At 62.1% G+C, this 16,480-nt stretch carries 18 protein-coding genes; 6 read left to right on the top strand and 12 right to left on the bottom strand.

The genetic code is table 11. The features are described from left to right. The first annotated feature begins 50 nt into the window (after positions 1–50). The 4 genes from ACSF9G_RS20605 to ACSF9G_RS20590 all read left to right on the top strand — a co-directional run bounded on the left by ACSF9G_RS20605 (position 51) and on the right by ACSF9G_RS20590 (position 4,595). On the top strand, positions 51–1,424 hold the full coding sequence (locus ACSF9G_RS20605; protein ID WP_436643998.1) for a porin: 1,374 nt from the start codon (positions 51–53) through the stop codon (positions 1,422–1,424). A 25-nt stretch (positions 1,425–1,449) separates the two neighbouring features. Further along, positions 1,450–2,781: an amino acid permease gene (locus ACSF9G_RS20600; protein WP_436643997.1), complete on the top strand. Its 1,332-nt coding sequence runs from the start codon at positions 1,450–1,452 to the stop codon at positions 2,779–2,781. A gap of 127 nt (positions 2,782–2,908) precedes the next feature. Next, complete coding sequence (locus ACSF9G_RS20595; protein ID WP_436643996.1) at positions 2,909–3,280, top strand: hypothetical protein; 372 nt, start codon at positions 2,909–2,911, stop codon at positions 3,278–3,280. Positions 3,281–3,365: 85 nt separating this feature from the next. Beyond that, positions 3,366–4,595 (top strand): cation:proton antiporter, encoded by a 1,230-nt coding sequence (locus ACSF9G_RS20590; RefSeq protein WP_436643995.1) that lies wholly within the window; start codon positions 3,366–3,368, stop codon positions 4,593–4,595. Between the two features lie 115 nt (positions 4,596–4,710). On the opposite strand, the gene ACSF9G_RS20585 is transcribed toward ACSF9G_RS20590, so the two are convergent. The 3 genes from ACSF9G_RS20585 to ACSF9G_RS20575 all read right to left on the bottom strand — a co-directional run bounded on the left by ACSF9G_RS20585 (position 4,711) and on the right by ACSF9G_RS20575 (position 6,586). Beyond that, positions 4,711–5,730: an AraC family transcriptional regulator gene (locus ACSF9G_RS20585; RefSeq protein WP_436643994.1), complete on the bottom strand. Its 1,020-nt coding sequence runs from the start codon at positions 5,728–5,730 to the stop codon at positions 4,711–4,713. 186 nt (positions 5,731–5,916) lie between these two features. After that, positions 5,917–6,234 carry a hypothetical protein gene (locus tag ACSF9G_RS20580; RefSeq protein WP_436643993.1) on the bottom strand — a complete coding sequence of 106 codons (318 nt, stop codon included), beginning with the start codon at positions 6,232–6,234 and terminating at the stop codon, positions 5,917–5,919. A 25-nt stretch (positions 6,235–6,259) separates the two neighbouring features. Next, positions 6,260–6,586 carry a DUF1476 domain-containing protein gene (locus ACSF9G_RS20575; RefSeq protein ID WP_436643992.1) on the bottom strand — a complete coding sequence of 109 codons (327 nt, stop codon included), beginning with the start codon at positions 6,584–6,586 and terminating at the stop codon, positions 6,260–6,262. Between the two features lie 322 nt (positions 6,587–6,908). Between ACSF9G_RS20575 and ACSF9G_RS20570 the strand changes: the two genes are divergently transcribed. Together ACSF9G_RS20570 and atpC are read left to right on the top strand one after the other, a co-directional pair. After that, positions 6,909–7,421, top strand: a complete 513-nt coding sequence (locus tag ACSF9G_RS20570) for a hypothetical protein (RefSeq protein WP_436643991.1) — start codon at positions 6,909–6,911, stop codon at positions 7,419–7,421. Between the two features lie 151 nt (positions 7,422–7,572). Beyond that, positions 7,573–7,974, top strand: coding sequence for an ATP synthase F1 subunit epsilon (gene atpC / locus ACSF9G_RS20565; RefSeq protein ID WP_436643990.1), 402 nt, complete (start codon positions 7,573–7,575; stop codon positions 7,972–7,974). A gap of 34 nt (positions 7,975–8,008) precedes the next feature. Here the strand turns inward: atpC and ACSF9G_RS20560 are convergent, their stop codons facing one another. The 9 genes from ACSF9G_RS20560 to ACSF9G_RS20520 form a co-directional block, all read right to left on the bottom strand. Next, a complete protein-coding gene (locus tag ACSF9G_RS20560; protein ID WP_436643989.1) occupies positions 8,009–8,662 on the bottom strand; it encodes a hypothetical protein in 654 nt (217 codons plus the stop codon). A 23-nt stretch (positions 8,663–8,685) separates the two neighbouring features. Further along, a complete protein-coding gene (ppk2, locus tag ACSF9G_RS20555) occupies positions 8,686–9,480 on the bottom strand; it encodes a polyphosphate kinase 2 (RefSeq protein ID WP_436643988.1) in 795 nt (264 codons plus the stop codon). Between the two features lie 71 nt (positions 9,481–9,551). Continuing rightward, positions 9,552–10,781 carry an HlyD family secretion protein gene (locus ACSF9G_RS20550; RefSeq protein WP_436643987.1) on the bottom strand — a complete coding sequence of 410 codons (1,230 nt, stop codon included), beginning with the start codon at positions 10,779–10,781 and terminating at the stop codon, positions 9,552–9,554. Positions 10,782–10,784: 3 nt separating this feature from the next. Beyond that, positions 10,785–11,258, bottom strand: coding sequence for a hypothetical protein (locus ACSF9G_RS20545; RefSeq protein ID WP_436643986.1), 474 nt, complete (start codon positions 11,256–11,258; stop codon positions 10,785–10,787). Between the two features lie 682 nt (positions 11,259–11,940). Beyond that, positions 11,941–12,408, bottom strand: a complete 468-nt coding sequence (locus tag ACSF9G_RS20540; RefSeq protein WP_436643985.1) for a phage terminase small subunit P27 family — start codon at positions 12,406–12,408, stop codon at positions 11,941–11,943. Position 12,409: 1 nt separating this feature from the next. Then, a complete protein-coding gene (locus ACSF9G_RS20535) occupies positions 12,410–13,714 on the bottom strand; it encodes a site-specific DNA-methyltransferase (protein ID WP_436643984.1) in 1,305 nt (434 codons plus the stop codon). A 530-nt stretch (positions 13,715–14,244) separates the two neighbouring features. Further along, complete coding sequence (locus ACSF9G_RS20530; RefSeq protein WP_436643983.1) at positions 14,245–14,970, bottom strand: hypothetical protein; 726 nt, start codon at positions 14,968–14,970, stop codon at positions 14,245–14,247. Beyond that, entirely contained in the window at positions 14,963–15,199 is a 237-nt protein-coding gene (locus ACSF9G_RS20525) for a helix-turn-helix domain-containing protein (RefSeq protein ID WP_436643982.1), read from the bottom strand. Before ACSF9G_RS20525 ends, ACSF9G_RS20530 begins: the two co-directional genes overlap by 8 nt. Before the next feature lie 74 nt (positions 15,200–15,273). Beyond that, on the bottom strand, positions 15,274–16,332 hold the full coding sequence (locus tag ACSF9G_RS20520; RefSeq protein ID WP_436643981.1) for a hypothetical protein: 1,059 nt from the start codon (positions 16,330–16,332) through the stop codon (positions 15,274–15,276). Between the last annotated feature and the right edge of the window lie 148 nt (positions 16,333–16,480).

The raw sequence follows: 16,480 nt of genomic DNA, 5'->3' as shown, positions 1-16,480 counted from the left end.
ACCATGCGGCGGATCGCGGAGAGCTTGAAAGGCAAATGGGGACTTTGGCTATGAGGACACTCAGACTTCTACTGGCGGGCGCGGCGGCACTGGCCTTGAGCACCGGCGCCCATGCCGCCGACATGACGATGGATATGAAAGCCCCCCGTGAGCCTGTCTACCGATGCGACATCACCGGTTTCATCGAACTTCCCGGGACCGACATCTGCTTCAGGGTCGGCGGATACGCACTGGTCGAGTATTACGCTTCCGAAGATCAATGGGACATCTACAACACGAGCGCGGCCTACGGCATCGTGCCAGATGGGCACACGCTCGAGGATACGGTCGGCATGTATGCGGTCGGCCGGGTCAACTTCGACGCCCGCACCTCGACCGAATACGGCACAGTCCGGGCGTTCATCGAGATGGAAGCCTATGACGACGACACCCGCACAGGCGGATCATTCGGTCTTCGGCACGCTTTCGTCCAGTTCGGCAACTGGACCTTCGGCAAGACCTGGTCGACCTTCCTATATCTGGATGCCAGCCCGGTATATGCCGACGCGTTCATCGTCACCGGCGACAACTTCATGCGCCGCAACCAGATTCGCTACACACAGGAGTTCGGCAGCGGCTTTTCGGTTTCGGTGGCCGTCGAAGACCAGAACTATCTCACGCCGGCGGCAATCAGCGCGGCCGGCCTCTACGCGACGCCGCCCGCACCCAACTTTGTGGTCAATGACCGCAACGAGGCGCCCGATGTCGTTGCCAACATCCGGGTCGACGGTGACTGGGGCTCAGCCCAACTCTCCGGCGCGGTGACGAACAACAGGTTCCGCGAGGTTTCGGCCGGCGGCACCGCACCGGCCCCGCTAGTCGGCCAGCAGACGGATTCTGACCTCGGTTGGGCGGCGCTCGCCGGTCTCGTGCTGAACACGCCGGCAACGGGCGAGGGCGACTACTTCGCGATCATGGGCATGTATACCGACGGCGCCTTCCAATACAACGACAACGTTTTCCTGGGTGCGACGAACGTCGTCTGGGGTCTGTGCAACACGGCAGTTCCCGCGGTCGGTGGCTGCATCATCGATACCGTCACCGCCTGGTCGGTCCTCGCCAGCTTCACCCATAACTGGTCGCCGACCTGGTCGTCGACGGTTGGCGCAGGCTACGCCAACATCGACGCGCCGCTAACCGTCGCCGACGTGACCGCGGTGAATTTCGCATCAGACTTCCAGATGCAGACCTACGAGATATTCGGTAACGTCTCTTGGACGCCCGTACCCAGACTGACGTTCATGCTCGACATTCACTACGGGCACGTCGACTTCGACGGCACGGGAACCTTCGGCGGCGTGTTCAGCCCCCTCGTGGCCAACCCGCTCGCCGACGACAACCAGGGCGCTTTCGCCGGCGCGTTCGAAGTGAAGTACAACTTCTAGAGAACCCACACGGCCGGAGGACACAATGGCGAGTGCGGCCAAGAGCCTGGGCGTCGCCGCCTGCACCGCGATCGTCGTCGGCAACATGGTCGGTTCGGGGTTCTACCTGTCGCCCGCGGCCGTGGCGCCGTACGGAAACCTCGCCATTCTCGCCTGGATCGTCATGGGCGGCGGTGCCATCTGCCTCGGTCTCACCTTCGCCAAGCTTGCCCGGCTGGCGCCCGAAACCGGAGGGCCGTATGCCTATACGCGGATTGCTTACGGCGACTTCCCGGGGTTCCTGATCGCCTGGGGATACTGGATCTCGATCTGGGCTTCGCTGCCTGTGATCGCGATCGCCTTCGCCGGCGCCATAATGGATCTGTTTCCGGCCCTGACCGGCCGGCCCGTTGCCGTAGCCCTTACGCTCGCCGCAATCTGGGGCGTGGTCTACATCAACCTGCGCGGCGTGAAGGAAGCCGGCGTCTTCGCGCAGATTACCACCTACTCGAAACTCATCCCCTTCGCGGCCGTCGCGCTGATCGGCCTGTTCTACATCGACACGTCGAACTTCACGCCGTTCGACCGGGAGAACATATCGCTGTTCAGCGCCGGCGCGGCCCTCGCTCCCCTGACGATGTTCGCATTTCTCGGTCTCGAATCGGCGACGGTTCCGGCCGGCGACGTGAGGGATGCCGAGCGGACGATTCCCCGCTCGACGGTGCTGGGCATCACCATCGCCGCGCTTCTCTACGTGCTTGGAACTGTTTCGGTGATGGGGGTCGTTCCGCAACAGCAACTCGTCAATTCGACGGCTCCATTCTCAGAAGCCGCGCGTATCATGTGGGGCCCCCTCGGCGCTATCGCGATATCACTGGCCGTGATCCTGTCTTCGATAGGAGCACTCAATGGGTGGACGCTGCTGATGGGACAGGTGCCGATGGCAGCGGCCCGCGATACGCTGTTTCCGGCGGTTTTCGGCAATCTGTCCGAACGCGGCGTGCCGGCTGCCGGAATCTTGATCTCGGCGGCGCTCGCCACCATTCTCGTCCTGGTGCAGGCCGTCGGGTCGTCCGGCTTCTTGGCGTTCTACCACCTGGTCGTCGGATTGAGCACGATGGCCGCTGTCGTCCCCTACGCGTTCTGCGCGCTCGCAACCGGCCTCGTCGCGGCCAAGACGGGAAAGAGCAAGACGGTTGCCCCGGTGACGATCGTCGAAATCATCGCATTCATTTTCGCGGCCTTCACACTCTATGGCTGCGGCGCGGAGCCGGTTCTCTACGGCTTCATGCTGCTGGTGCTCGGAATTCCGGTCTACGTCTGGCAGCAGCGCCGGACGTCCGGTTCCTGTACGCCCACACAGTCGCCTTCATCTTGATAGCGGTAGCCGAAGCCGGATATGGGAGATACGTCACCCCGGCAGCGCCGAAACTGATAGTGTGGAACGGCATCATTCGACATCGAGACACTTGGCAATCCGAACCGACCGATGGAGACCCGTAGCTATGATCCTTTCGCACCTATCGACACGCCACCGCGCGACTGCGGCTAAGAGCATTTCGAAACTGGCCGGCATGGCCTTCGGCTTCATGCTGCCGCTGGTCGCCGGCATCGGCCAGCCCTCGGCCCAGGACGTCACCTTCGCCGACTTCCCGGTCGTGATCTACTGCGAGTTCGAAGGTGTTCACCGCGCCTACTATTTCGCCCGGGTCGGCCCCGACGGGCATGCGATCTACATATCCCCTGACCGGCAGGCCGGAACGATAACGGTCGACGGCGTCGCCGTGCGCATCGGCGGGGAAAGGTCGGGGAGTTGCGCCGGCAAGACGCTCGAGGATCTTCGCGGCTCTGGCCAGGCGTTCGATATCGCCCGGTGATGGGCGGGCTTCGTACCCAGCACAACTTGCGGCGACAATTTCCCGGGACGCCGCACCATACGCAGCGCACTTACGGCTCGGTCCCATGCATCATCATACGCTGCTGATCTTCTTCGCTCTGTTGATCTTCGCCTTCGGACTGTTTTCGAGGCTGGCCGAACGAAAATCGGTCACGGGACCGATGGTCTTCGTCGCGGTCGGTGTGCTGGTAAGCCCTCTCGGCCTCGGACTGCTGGACGTGCACCCCGAGATCGAGCCGGTCCGGCTGGTCGCCGAGCTTGCACTCACCTTGGTGCTGTTTACCGATGCGTCTCTGATCGACATCAAGGCGCTCCGCAAGGCTCCCGCCATACCCGCGCGCCTCCTGCTGATCGGTCTGCCGCTGACGATGCTGTCGGGTATCGGGCTTGGAGCACTCATGTTCGGATCGGCCTCCTTGCTGGCGATCGTGTTGATGGGGCTGATCCTGTCTCCGACGGATGCGGCCCTTGGACAGGCGGTCGTCAAGAGCAAGTCCGTACCGCTCCGGATCCGCCAGTCGATCAGCGTCGAAAGCGGCCTCAACGACGGAATAGCTCTGCCGCCGATCATCGTGTGTCTGGTGCTGCTCGGCGCGGAAGCCGGAGATCATCAGAACGGGGTGTTGGGCTTCGTCGCCAGACAGGTGACGCTGGGCCCCCTTGCCGGCCTGGCGGTCGGCTGGGTCGGCGGAAAGCTCATTCAGTTCATGGCCGATAAAGGCTGGATGGAAGAGACGTTTCAGCGGTTGTCTGCACTGCCGCTCGCCATTCTCGCGTACACGATTGCGGAAAGCGTCGGAGGTAACGGCTTCATCGCCGCATTCTTCGCAGGCCTCGGACTGACGGTCGGAGCACCCTCCGCCGTACTCCGCCACCGGATCCAGGAATTCGCGGAGACCGAGGGTACCCAACTCATCCTGGTCGTTTTCCTGTTGTTCGGCATTTCTATGGTTCCGGCGGCGGTGCCTTACTGGGGCCTGCCCGAAGTCATATACGCACTGGCCAGCCTGTCGGTGATCCGGATGGTCCCGGTGGCAATCTCGCTGATCGGCGCAAGGCTCGACTGGCAGTCCGTCGCCTTCATCGGCTGGTTCGGGCCGCGCGGCATCGCCTCCGTGCTTTATCTGCTGATTGCAGTGTCGGTGACCGGCTTCGCCGGGTACGAACAGGTCATGTCGGTCATTGTGCTTACTGTTGTCTTCAGCGTTTTCGCGCACGGAGTGACAGCGATGCCGCTCAGCGAACTCTACGGAGCAACCCAGACGGCTGAGCAGCATCCGACACGCAAAACATGATCCTCTAGGTTGGAAACGAAGCCGCCTCGAAAGGCCGAATCGAACGCATGATCGAACCCGCTGTCTCGTCTGCCGTTCCGGTCAGTTGGGTTCGGCTGCGGCGCCTGGTAGGGCCCTAGTTGCGCATCTGACTGGCCCTGCCGGACGGCACGGCGAACGGTTCGCGCTCGACCCGGTTGCGCCATTCGGTCGGCGTACAGCCCGCCCACCTTCGAAAGGCGTGGTTGAATGCCGCCGGCTCGGAGAAATCCAGTGCCGCGGCGATAGCCGAAAGCCCGAGCTCCGTATCCGAAATGAGCTGGCAGGCGACCTCGAATCGCACTTCCCCCATCAGCCGGCGTACGGTCGTTCCCTCGGCCCGCAGGCGTCGATTGAGCGTGCGCCGATTCAAGTCCAGACTGTGTGCGATGCTGTCGACCGTGCAGTGGGCGTTTACGAGCTGCCGGCGGATCAGCCGGCGCAAACGATCGGAAACGCTGCGGTCGGAATCCCTCCCGAGGAAGCGCACCTGCGTCATCAGCTCGCGCAGCAGATCCGGATCGGCGCCCGGAATAGGGGTTTCTAGGAGCGAGGCGGGAAAGACCAGTGCCGCGATCTCCTGATCGAAACGCACCGGCGCCCGGAAGAAATGCCAGTAGGAATCGAGTCGCGACGGCTGCTTGCGCGGTATCAGCACCTCGAGCGGAGACCATTCCGGGCCGGCCAGATCGCGCAACACGCTAACCGTGGTGGCAAGCCCGCCTTCGGAATACAGGCCGGCGCCGACCATGCCGCGCTTGTAGGGAAGGAAGCAGAACAACGCGAGATCTTCGGACACCTCGAGATACGGCACGGCGCCGCGGTTCTGGATGCCAAGGTGCGCTTCCAGTTCGGCGAGTGCTGCGCCGACCGTCGCCGAGTTTCGCATGACCGCGCCGACGAGGCCGAGCGAATCGATGTGAGCCCGCGCGCCGATCAGCAATCCGAAGTGGCCGCACTCGGTTTCCCGCGCGCAGTCGGCTATCAACTGACCGACAGAGACGAATGGTACAAGGTTGTTACCGTCTTCGAACAATCCCGGATTCAGGCCCGAAGCCGAAATCAGCCGGTCCGGGTTTGCACCCAGGTCGTGCAGCACATTGTAGGCTTCTCGCATGACCCCCAGGTGGAGGTATCCTGGCTGTATCGGAGCATTCGGACCGAGCCTGCCGATGCGACCTGGCGATCCGAGCGGACTGTTTGTACTTCCCCCAGCCGATGCACCGCCTCCGGACATGCTATCGCTCCCCCTTACTTGCGATATCAAATAGCGAGTTGGCTACGTTACGTTAGCACCCTTCGGTCACAGAGATATGGAAATTTCCGCGCCGTTCGCGTCGCCCGCCGGCAACCGAAAATCTTCCAGCCTTCCAAAATCCTGCGGGCCGGATGCGCATCGGGGGGATTGCGGCAACCGCGGACTATCGATCCGCATGCGCACGACCGCCACCTGGCCAAGTCGCGTCAGTGTAAGCTTGCGGTCGTAGCGCTCGGCGAGGCCGGCCGCCACCAGTTCATCTCCGGCGCTTTCTTCGAAGTGAGTTATGTCGCCCAGCGCACGAAGGGCATTGAGCGTACCGAGAGCGTCCGGTGACAGGTAGACCGCATTCATGCTAGCCATCCGGCGATCTCCTGAACCCGACGGGCTACCTTCCGCCCGACGTGACCTGAGTGATCGCGTCGTGGAGCAACTCGGTCAATCGGTACCTGATCTGGTGCTCGGACACGTCCCGGCCGGAAGCAGAAAGATCGTCTCGCACCTTCGAGACCACGATCTCTTCGCCGGCCCTGTCGGCGACCTTGTTGCGGATGTCTTCGACATAGGCATCAGCCGCGTCACCGGTCAGCCCGAGCTGGTTGGCCGCCCACTGTCCGAACAGTTTGTTTCGCAGTGCCAGCGCCCGGAAGCGGGTTTCCTCGTCGCGGACGAATTTCTTCTCGAACGCCATCTCCCGATCATTGAAAATCGTCATGGGCTCCTCCCACACCGCAGACCGTCCGCAAGGATAGGTCGGCGACTAATTTCTGAATTGATCGCTTGCGACAGTGCCTGACGGCAAAGTGTCTCAACCGATCAAGCGCAGCGGTGGCAGGCCGGCAGAATCCACAGGCGGTTTCAGGTCGGAAAAGGCCGGGGCGCGTACGCATCCGGTTGCCGACATGCTCCGCTCGAACAACCATACGAGGGTTCCGGTGTTGCGGGAAGCTTCGGTGACGGGTCCGTGCCGGGGTCTGACGGGCCGGAAGAACAACCGACGCCGACAGGGCGCAGCGGAAATACGGAGATCGCACGACATGACTTCATCGAACGCAACGACTGTAGACCATTCAAAGGCGCACGAGCTCGACGACGAGACCTTCATGACGGCGAAGGAATTGCGCTCCTACATGAACAAGACGATGGCGGCCAAGGCGTCGAAGGACGTCGATGCAATGCAACAGGCAGCGAAGGCCAGGGACGAGCTCATCAAGACACTCTCGCAGCCCATCGAGCTCACCGACGAGCGGATCCACGAGATCATAAACAGCCTTCGTCTCAAGGTGCGCACGGCCGTGGCCCGCGGCGATACCGAACTGCTTGTCATGCGCTTTCCCAGTGCGCTGTGCAGTGATCGGGGCCGCAAGATCAACAACGGACTGGCCGGCTGGCCCGACACGCTCGTCGGCAAACCGAGGCAGGCCTATGAGCTCTGGCGCGATCGGCTGCAGCCGGCGGGATACCGGTTGAAGGCGATGATCGTAGACTGGCCCGGCGGCATGCCGGGAGACGTCGGCTTCTATCTCGATTGGGCCGATGCAACCGGATAGCGATCAGACGGTCGAGCGGCCATTAGCCGACGGTTTCCTAGACGTGATCATCGTCAGACCGGCGATCGGAATTCGTGCGGCCTGTTTCGCCGTCGGGTCTACGGCATGATCGAACGATCAGGCCGCACCGTCATCTGGAAGGGGTGTTCCTGTGGCGACGTTTAAATTTGAACTGATAAGTCCGCAGCGGATTCTGTTCGAAGGCGAGGCACGGTCCGTCAGCCTGCCGGGTGCCGAAGGAGACATGACCGCATACCCGGGCCACGAACGGCTCGTTACCATGATCAATCCCGGCATGATCGACGCCGTCGACGCGGACGGAAACGCGTTCCGGGCATTCGTCAGCCGTGGATTCGCCGAGATCACGGAAGTCTCCGTGACCGTGCTCGGCGAAGTCCTGATCATGGAAGAGGATCTGAGCCAGGCGCACATTGACGAGGAGATCGTCCGGCTTCAGGCCGAAATAGAAGAGTCGACCGACGAGACGGATCGATCGACTAGGCGGTCACTGATCATGCGGTTGGAGCAGATCAGGATTTCCGGTTTGCGTTAGACCGGCCAATGCCGCCCGGACCATCAGCGTAGCCTCACCCGCGTCCGAATTCGTCATACAATATGGTCACGCTGACGATCAGCACCCACACCGGGAACAGGAAGATCGTCCAGTAGACGGACTGGCTGGCGATCAGCAGAACGGCCGCGCACGTATAGCCGGCGAAGGCCACCCACCGCGCGGTGAAGCGTGTCCGCAGGATCAGGGTCGACGCCGTCAGCGTGAAGACCGCCGCCATCTTCAGCGCGTAGATGCTCGCCAGGTTGTAGGCGAAGAACCGCACCAACCGTATCGCCGAGACCTGCTCGGCCGCCGGCGGCGCATCGGCGAGATTGAACACGATGGCGCCGACCGCAGAGGCGGAGACGAAGATCATTCCGACAAACAGCAGGCCGCTTCCCAGGAAGACGGTCGCGAACAGGCGGTCTTCACGCGAGCCGAGACGGTCGCGCAGCACACCGACGAACCAGAGAAAGGCGATGCCGGAAAACGGGATGAGGTTGAGCGCGACTCCGACTTTCCAGGCCTGTGAGCCGAGCCAGTCACTCGTATCGAGCGATCTGATGCGGGCGAACTCGAGCAGCAGGATGAGGGCGGCAAGGAAGAGGACGGAAAAGAGTATCCCGGCGACTGCGGCGGCGCGCGGAGTTTCAAGACGTTTGGATTTTCCGTCGACCCCGGCTGGCATCCTTCGTGTACGCCATCTCGAGTTCAGTATTTCTCGGGCACGGTGCGCTTCGCGAAATCGGCCTCTTTGTACCCCTTTGGCCTCTGTCGCTTCGGCAGCTTGACCTTTTCGCGCCTGATTTCCTTGTAGGGAATTTCCGACAGCAGGTGGCTGATGATGTTGAGCCGCGTTCGCCGTTTGTCATCAGAGAATGCCACGTACCATGGCGCCCAGGCCGTGTCGGTCGCAGCCAGCATCTCGTCGCGCGCCCTGGAATAGTCGTACCATCGGCTGTAGGACTTCACGTCCATCGGCGACAGCTTCCAGATCTTCCGCTGGTCAGTGATCCGCTCCCCGATGCGGCGTGTCTGTTCTTCCGGGCTGACCTCGAGCCAGTATTTGATCAATATGATCCCGGAATCCGCCATCGCCTTCTCGACCAAAGGGGCACCGGACAGAAAGCTCTTCGCTTGCTCCTCTGTGCAGTACTCCATGACCCGCTCGACACCGGCGCGGTTGTACCAGGACCGGTCGAAGATCACGATCTCGCCCCCGGCGGGGAAGTGCGGCACATACCGCTGCATGAACATCTGTGTTTTCTCACGCTCGGTCGGCGGGGGCAGAGCGACGACGCGAAACGTGCGCGGACTGACGCGCTCCATGATCGCCTTGATGACGCCGCCCTTGCCGGCGCCGTCGCGGCCTTCGAAGACGACGCAGATCTTCGCACCGGTCGCCTTCACCCACTCCTGCAGCTTCACGAGTTCGACGTGGAGGTCGGCCAGCAATTTCTCGTATTCTTTTCTCTTCAGCTTTTCGGTTTTTTTGACCACGGACATTCCTCTCGCGTTACCACCCGATCGGAGTTTGCCTGGACAACGGCTTCACGGAGGAGGCGTTTGCCGGCATCTCAATGCCCCCCGAGGACAAGTGTCTGGACGGGCAGCAGCAAAGCCTGGATTCGAAGGATCGCGGCGTGCACGAGCCCGACCGCGTCGACGGCATGAAGCGCAAGGCGATGCAGTGTGCCGAGATCTTCCGAATCCAGCCGGTCGTGAAAACTGGTGTAGGCATTGGCGATGCAGCTGCCGCCCTGCGGCAGGGTATCGAATTGACCGGGATAGAGCGGCTCCATGATGACCGTGATCGTACCGGACGGATTGATCTGGCTGATATCGATCAATTGGTCGGTCGGCCTGACCTGACCTGTTGCGATGACGCCCTGAACCTCGGTCACGACGACAGGGATGATGGTCCACGGCTTTGCGATACAGGTGACTTCGCCGATCATTCCCACCTTCATGACCTGCGCCTCGATCTGGCCGAAGCCGGCCAGCAGACCGGTAACTTTCCGGGCCGGGACCAGTATCCCGGCGGGCCTGAGCATCGGGTTGACCACGTCGCCGGGCCGCAGTGCGAACTGCTGGACGACACCATCGGTCCCGGCGACGACCAGCGTCTTGTCGAGTTCGACCTGCGCCTGGTTCAGCTCGGCCTCGGCGCTTGCTTTCTGGGCCGGGAGTTGGGCTTCGATCTGCGACTGGATGGCGTCCCGGCTGGCAATTGCCGCGTCGACCAGCCCCTGCTGCGTATCGACATTCACCCGCGCCCGGTCAACCTCGCGCTGCGGGATGGCACCGGGGTTGCGTTGAGACAACTCGGAACGACTTGCGTATTCGTCTTCGGCCTGCTGCAGCGCACCCCGCGCCTGGGCAATCCGGCCTTCGGCTTCCGCTAGCTGGGCCCTTGCGACGACCATGGTCGCGTCGATCTCAGTGATCTTTCGGCTTGCCGTTTCGACCGCGGCCTCCTGTTTGCTGCTGTCGAGTCGGAACAACGGGTCGCCGGCGCTGACGCTCTGGTTGATGTCAACGAATGTTTCCGCCACCCGTCCATTGATTTCGGGCAGTATCGTGACAGTGCGGAAAACCGAAGTGGCCGCCTTCGTGGAGGGATGGAAATAGAAGATCGTCGTGATCAGGCTGACAGTGAGGATCAGGCAGAGGGTGATCCCCCATCGCAGTTCGTACCAGACTGAGAACAGCGTGATCTCGCGCCCGATGCGCTTGCCCTGCGCGAACCTGCGATACAGATAGTCCGGAAGGATTGTGACCATCGAGCAGAGAAACAGCTCCAGCATCGCTCACGCTCCTGCTTTTTCGGCTGACCCTGCCTCAGCTGGCGCGGCATCGCCCGCGACTGCCGGCGGTGTCGCTGCAGGAATCGGCTCATCCGGCTCCTCGGCACCCGGTGCGACCGGCTCCCCGGACATAGCGTCGTGTCGCGCCATCCGGCTCAGTGACCGGGCCATCGACGTTAGCGGGGTCGTGAAGTCGGGCAACGGCACCAGTGCCAGCAGAAGGGCCGCAATCCAGAAGGCATGGTTGTGGGTGAACAGTGCAATAAGCGCCAGTACGGCGACAATCTCGAACTGTATCTTCTGGCCTCGGTGCGCCATGTGCTCGGGGAGCGCATGAAGCTTGAAATAGAAGACTCCAATGCAGACGACAGCGAGCAGGACGAATATCGCCATCGCCACGAACAAGACGTCTGTCTGTCCCGGCGCCGTGACGAAGGAAGGCAGATGGTGCGGAGCGAGCGGATGGAGCGTGTTCATCTTTGCCGAGAGCTCTCCATGTCGACCCCCTGAATGGCCGCCGCAGCCCAAGCCCGTACGCTCAAACGACCGACTTTCTGAACTATTCGCCGGTCATTCGAACCGGTGAAGCCTCGCGTGGATCGATCGCATTCGCTTGATCGATTGCGACAGGAGCTTCGCACCGGGATCCGAACGGAAGGTTCGCCGTGGCCTGAACAATCGACCAAAGGGTGGCCCTGAGGTGGATTGGGAACTACTGGCCCTCTCCAGAACGAGAGCGAATATTCACCAATCGGCACCCGCGTCTCTGGCTGCTTTCCGCTTCGGAGTAGACCTCCTCTTTGGCGTAACGAAACACGCCCACACCAGCGGTGTGCGGCAGGTCATCTACTGCGGAGAGGTCTTTGTCAGCTAATGCGCCGTCCTTTGGAAGGGCAGGATCGTCTTGGTGATTGCATCCGATTTGAACGAATATTCCGACGTCCGTGCCGTGTCGCGCCTCGCCCGAAGCATGCGCCGCCCCCCTGATAGGAATGCTTCACCGTTGGGGTGAAGCCACTCATGCGAGGCCACCTATGAACACGCTTGTCGACGTTCGATATTTCTGACCGCCGTTAGGAAAACGATCGCTTTAAGGCTATCGGACATTTAATGATTGAAGCCGTAAATATTGTTCCCGCCCTATTTCAGCGGCAATCTTTCAGTTCTTCGGTACAAGATCGGCATCCCCCTCAAACAGCTCCCCCTGCTCCTTGGGCGGCGCGGCGATCCTTCCCCGGCTCGCCGGTGTGAACCCGAACTCGGCGGAGATCCGGAGCATGAGCTCGGCCTGACGGTTGGCGATCGCGACGTAGGGCGACTGGATCGGAAAGCCGCTCGGCGACTTCACCATCGCGCCATACTTCTGGATCGCTTCGATCGCTTCGACCCACATCGCGTAGGCGTTGCAATAGGCTGCGAGCGCGGCCCGGTCGAGATGGGTTAAGAGGTTGAGCTTGCTGAGTTCTCCGACGAGGCGGTCCCACTCATGCTTCGCAGCGTCGCTCAGTTCCGGCGGACAGTCGGGGACCGCAGGCTCGGGCCGCGGCTCATGGTGATTGAGCGGGCGCTTGCCGGGGTTGCCCGTGAGGACCTTCAGCTTGGTCGGCTTAGGCTTGCGTCCCCGCATTTCAGGAGCCCTCGTCTTCGGTGGCGTCAATGGTATCGGCGGTTATCTCCTCGAAGGTTCTGCCGTCCGCCTCGCGCATCGCGGCCTTGCCGGTGAACGCCTGCCAGCGCCTGACGGCGACGTCGACATAGAGCGGGTCGAGCTCCATTCCCAGACAGACCCGGCCGCAGGATTCGGCGGCGATCAGCGTCGTGCCGCTGCCCATGAACGGCTCGTAGACGGCCTGGCCCGCGTTGGAGTTGTTCAGCATCGGCCGCCGCATGCACTCGACCGGCTTCTGCGTCCCGTGAACGGTCTCCGCGTCCTCGTTCTTGTTGGGGATATTCCAGACTGTGGTCTGCTTCCGGTCGCCGGTCCAGTGACCCTTTTTCCGCACGGCGTACCAGCAAGGCTCGTGCTGCCAGTGATAGTCCCCGCGCCCGATCACCAGCCGGTCCTTCGCCCAGATGATCTGGGCGCGGATCGAGAAGCCTTCCGACTGGAGGCTCGCGGCGACGGTCGTGGCGTGGAGGGCGCCGTGCCAGACGTAAGCGATGGAGCCCGGGAACAGCGCCCAGGCCTCGCGCCAATCGGACCGGTCGTCGTTCCTGACTCTGCCGGTACGCTTCGAGGTACTGACGCCCCGCTGGTGGCGCCACTCCGGATCGTAGTCAACGCCGTAAGGCGGGTCAGTGACCATCAGCAGCGGCTTCACGTCGCCGAGGAGTGCCTCGACCGCTTCAGCGTCGGTGCAGTCGCCGCAGGCGAGCCGATGGTCGCCCATGAGCCAGGTATCGCCGGGACGGGTAGCGGCGACTGTCTCGACCTCGGGGACGTCATCTTCGTCTGTCAGACCCGCAGTCGTGTCACTGAAGGCCGAGGCCAGTTCGGCCTCGGTGAAGCCGAGCGCTGACAGGTCGGCGCCGAGATCGCTCAGGTCCTTCAGCTCGAGTGTGAGCATTTCGGTGTCCCACCCGGCGTTCAGCGCGATGCGGTTGTCGGCGAGCACCAGCTGCCGGCGCTCGATCTCCGAGAGGCCGTCCAGCACGATCACGGGGACCTCACTCAGGCGCAGTTGCCGCGCAGCGGCAAGCCGCCCATGGCCGGCGATGACATCGCCGTCGGGAGAGGCGAGGATCGGGTTCGCAAAGCCGAAGGCACGGATCGATCCGGCGATCTCCGCAATCTGCGCTTCGCTGTGGGTCCGCGCGTTACGGCCATACGGAACCAGCCGGTCGATCGGCCAGTAGGTGACTTCGAGCGCCCCCTTCGCGTCGACCGCCTCGACCGGTTTGCGCCGGGACCGTTTCGCGCTGGCGTTAGCCATCAGCTACCCCCCCCCGGGGTGAATTTCGCGACGTTTTTGCGGAGTGGCCGAGCCGTCCCGCAACGACGGTCCGGCCGATGGAAAAAAAAGTTCTTCCGAAACCTGCGCGCAGAAAAAGTTCGCGGAGCCACCGGTCCGCGATCGAGAATCCTTGGACTTTTGACCCGCCCCCCGCCCCCGAGAGCCAAAACCGCACCGAAGCAGTCGGTTTCCGCAACCGGCCAGAACACGCTCCGTCTGAAATCTCGCCGCACCGGAAAAAAATCTCTGAATGAGGGGGGAGCGGGTACGGCGCTTCGAGGGTTCCGAACTTTCGACCCGCCCCCCCAGGGTCGCATCGTGAATCCGAAGCGACGCGTGACGGGCAACCGAAGTGCTGAAAAAAGTTTTCTGATTTCCGCGAAAATGCACACGCCCTTAGCCCGCCGGTCTAAGCACGAAGGCGCCAAAGATCTGGATACCCCCGGGGGTCCTGCGGGCGCCCCGGATGGCGTGCGTCCCGCATTCGCGAGCGAGGCACATTTCGCGTTTCACGGCTGCGCCTCCGATTCGGTCATACCATCGCTGTGACCGGCGGCCGCGTCGCGTCCGAGGTCGTCGAGCCATTCGGCCGGAAAGTTCCAGCCAGTCTGATTGCCGTGGGTGTTGGACGTGTACACGGGAACGCCATGAGGGTTGCGCTCGAGACGCCACCGCGTGACGAGGCTGGCCCACCGATCGTCGGTCTTGGCGACAAACACTGTCCTGCTCGCCGACACCGCACTCGCAATAAGATCGGGCGGAACGGACGTGGCGCTGGTCGGGCCAGTGTCCTGGGTAAGACTCTGGGTACTACAAGGGTAGGAGGGCAACGACGTTCGACCTTTTGGTTCCTGGCAGTGCCCCTTTCCAGGAACAACGTTCGACCTATCGGTCGCGGAAATAGGCGTACTCTCGTTCGATGTATCCAGTAGCGGCCGATAAACGTTTGCCCGACCGGAGGCGGGCTCGTAGCCCACGGCTCGCTGCCGCGGCCGCCTGACTTCAAAATAGGAGCCGGCCTCAAGAACCTTGATCGACTTGTCGATAGTTTTCGTGCAGGCGCCGATCTTGGTGGCGAGCGTCTCCCGGCTAATGATCGCTACACCGGTTCTGCGGTTAACGTGCCAGACGATCGCCAGGCCGACCCGCACAACGATCGGCGTGAGTTCGCGGTCGAACAGCAGGCGATCGAGCCACGCGAGTTTCTCCCTCAAGGGGAAAGCCTCGTTAGCCATCGTCACCGTCCCGTTGCGTCGAGAAAGGCGCGCCGACGATGTTCACCTCGATCCAGTCAATCAGATCGCAGCGACGATAGCGGATTGCTCTTCCTGCGGTGCAGTACGCGGGGCCCTTGCCGGTACGACGCCAAGCCTGAAGCGTCCGAGCCGACAACTTCAGGAAGTCGGCTGCTTCAGTCTCGCGGAGCAGGACGTCAGGGTCCGGAAGATGGATCGTGTTGCGCATGCCTCACCTTTCGAGGTTGGGAAGCATGGCAATGATTCGCTGACCCGGTTCGGGTCAGTTCGGGTCAATCGGGGTCAGTTGAACTCGGAAAAGCGGACCTTCGACCTACAGCGCTTGATAGTAGAATCACTGATTGTTTTACGCAGTCCGCTAGCGGCCAGGAATGCGCGGACCCTGTCGTTTATGGCGCCCTTGGGCTCCCCTCTGGTACCGAACGGAAACTCGGTCTGCAGCGCCCTGAAGACGGCATCTTCGCCTTCCGTGAGCTCAATCACCACAGTCCACTCACCTCTCGCCTTACCCAGAGCCGGCTGAAGTCCGTCTGCTAGATCGGGCGCTGCGCGGCGGAATTGCACTGCTCGCCATCGGCATTTGAACATGTCGGTGGGTGGGTTCTGCGAGTTCTCGTCAATCTGGATGACGTCGCCTTTCCAAAAGTCGAGGTAGTAAGATTGATGCGACCATATCGTCGACAGGATAGCTTCGGCATCGCCTCGGCGTGCCGGGTCCCCAACGGCGATGAGGCGACCGGCGACAAGCGGAGCGAAGAACGCCAGCTGGCGTTCGAACAGGATCTGCTGAGCGCGCGCAACGTAACGATTGACGGGACCGTCTATTAGGTAGGGCCAGGAGTCCCGGTCTTTAGGATCCCGCACAACCCAGCTGCGTCTGAGATTTAGCGGCCACTTTCCGCTTTGCACCATCGCATGATGGAAAAGTCTCACAATCGAATCATATTGGGCGTCACTCTTCCGGGCTTTGGCGTGAGCCACTACGAGCTCCGGATCATCTAGTACAAATTTCTGGAATGCCTCGCGGATCGACATCCGATCCAGGACATTGATCGCGTCCGGCGAATGTATCGTCGGGAAGCAGACGACAGTCCGGTAAGCGGGCGAGCGCGGATCAACACCCGCCAGTTCGGACCCTTCGTAGTCACGAATCTCAAGTGAAGCGATTTCTGCCGCCGGAATTGGTTGAGGTTCAGCTCGGCTTGCGGGGCGTCCAAACAGCCGCAACCGGTTCTCCTGGACCATGGTCCAAAATCGATCGGCTCCGTCCTCGGGGCGCTTCGCCCCCGTCACCCTTTCGATCGCCTCGGCCAGTGTCCAGCCGACGAAATCTTGAGCCATCAGCGCGCTCGCAATCGAATCAATATTCAAAAGGGTGCCACCGGAACGCGTCGCGGACGAATCTCCAGGAAGTTTTGCACAGGTATCAATTGCCTTTGTCTACGATGACTTGCGACCAGCTTCGACCGCATGCGCACTGATCTCAAAG

Origin of the sequence: Microbaculum mangrovi, assembly GCF_051390635.1 — a bacterium.
Lineage (GTDB): Bacteria > Pseudomonadota > Alphaproteobacteria > Rhizobiales > Tepidamorphaceae > Microbaculum.
This window is presented reverse-complemented; position numbering and strand designations above follow the sequence as displayed.

What these genes read in the sequence shown, in the direction of transcription:
- ACSF9G_RS20600 (WP_436643997.1), top strand. Translation starts at nt 1,450, where the DNA reads ATGGCGAGTGCGGCCAAGAGCCTGGGCGTCGCCGCCTGCACCGCGATC.
- ppk2 (WP_436643988.1), bottom strand. Translation starts at nt 9,480, where the DNA reads ATGTCCGTGGTCAAAAAAACCGAAAAGCTGAAGAGAAAAGAATACGAG.
- ACSF9G_RS20590 (WP_436643995.1), top strand. Translation starts at nt 3,366, where the DNA reads ATGCATCATCATACGCTGCTGATCTTCTTCGCTCTGTTGATCTTCGCC.
- ACSF9G_RS20520 (WP_436643981.1), bottom strand. Translation starts at nt 16,332, where the DNA reads ATGGCTCAAGATTTCGTCGGCTGGACACTGGCCGAGGCGATCGAAAGG.
- ACSF9G_RS20605 (WP_436643998.1), top strand. Translation starts at nt 51, where the DNA reads ATGAGGACACTCAGACTTCTACTGGCGGGCGCGGCGGCACTGGCCTTG.
- ACSF9G_RS20595 (WP_436643996.1), top strand. Translation starts at nt 2,909, where the DNA reads ATGATCCTTTCGCACCTATCGACACGCCACCGCGCGACTGCGGCTAAG.
- ACSF9G_RS20540 (WP_436643985.1), bottom strand. Translation starts at nt 12,408, where the DNA reads ATGCGGGGACGCAAGCCTAAGCCGACCAAGCTGAAGGTCCTCACGGGC.
- ACSF9G_RS20580 (WP_436643993.1), bottom strand. Translation starts at nt 6,234, where the DNA reads ATGGCTAGCATGAATGCGGTCTACCTGTCACCGGACGCTCTCGGTACG.
- ACSF9G_RS20525 (WP_436643982.1), bottom strand. Translation starts at nt 15,199, where the DNA reads ATGCGCAACACGATCCATCTTCCGGACCCTGACGTCCTGCTCCGCGAG.
- ACSF9G_RS20570 (WP_436643991.1), top strand. Translation starts at nt 6,909, where the DNA reads ATGACTTCATCGAACGCAACGACTGTAGACCATTCAAAGGCGCACGAG.
- ACSF9G_RS20560 (WP_436643989.1), bottom strand. Translation starts at nt 8,662, where the DNA reads ATGCCAGCCGGGGTCGACGGAAAATCCAAACGTCTTGAAACTCCGCGC.
- ACSF9G_RS20585 (WP_436643994.1), bottom strand. Translation starts at nt 5,730, where the DNA reads ATGCGAGAAGCCTACAATGTGCTGCACGACCTGGGTGCAAACCCGGAC.
- ACSF9G_RS20545 (WP_436643986.1), bottom strand. Translation starts at nt 11,258, where the DNA reads ATGAACACGCTCCATCCGCTCGCTCCGCACCATCTGCCTTCCTTCGTC.
- ACSF9G_RS20575 (WP_436643992.1), bottom strand. Translation starts at nt 6,586, where the DNA reads ATGACGATTTTCAATGATCGGGAGATGGCGTTCGAGAAGAAATTCGTC.
- ACSF9G_RS20530 (WP_436643983.1), bottom strand. Translation starts at nt 14,970, where the DNA reads ATGGCTAACGAGGCTTTCCCCTTGAGGGAGAAACTCGCGTGGCTCGAT.
- ACSF9G_RS20535 (WP_436643984.1), bottom strand. Translation starts at nt 13,714, where the DNA reads ATGGCTAACGCCAGCGCGAAACGGTCCCGGCGCAAACCGGTCGAGGCG.
- ACSF9G_RS20550 (WP_436643987.1), bottom strand. Translation starts at nt 10,781, where the DNA reads ATGCTGGAGCTGTTTCTCTGCTCGATGGTCACAATCCTTCCGGACTAT.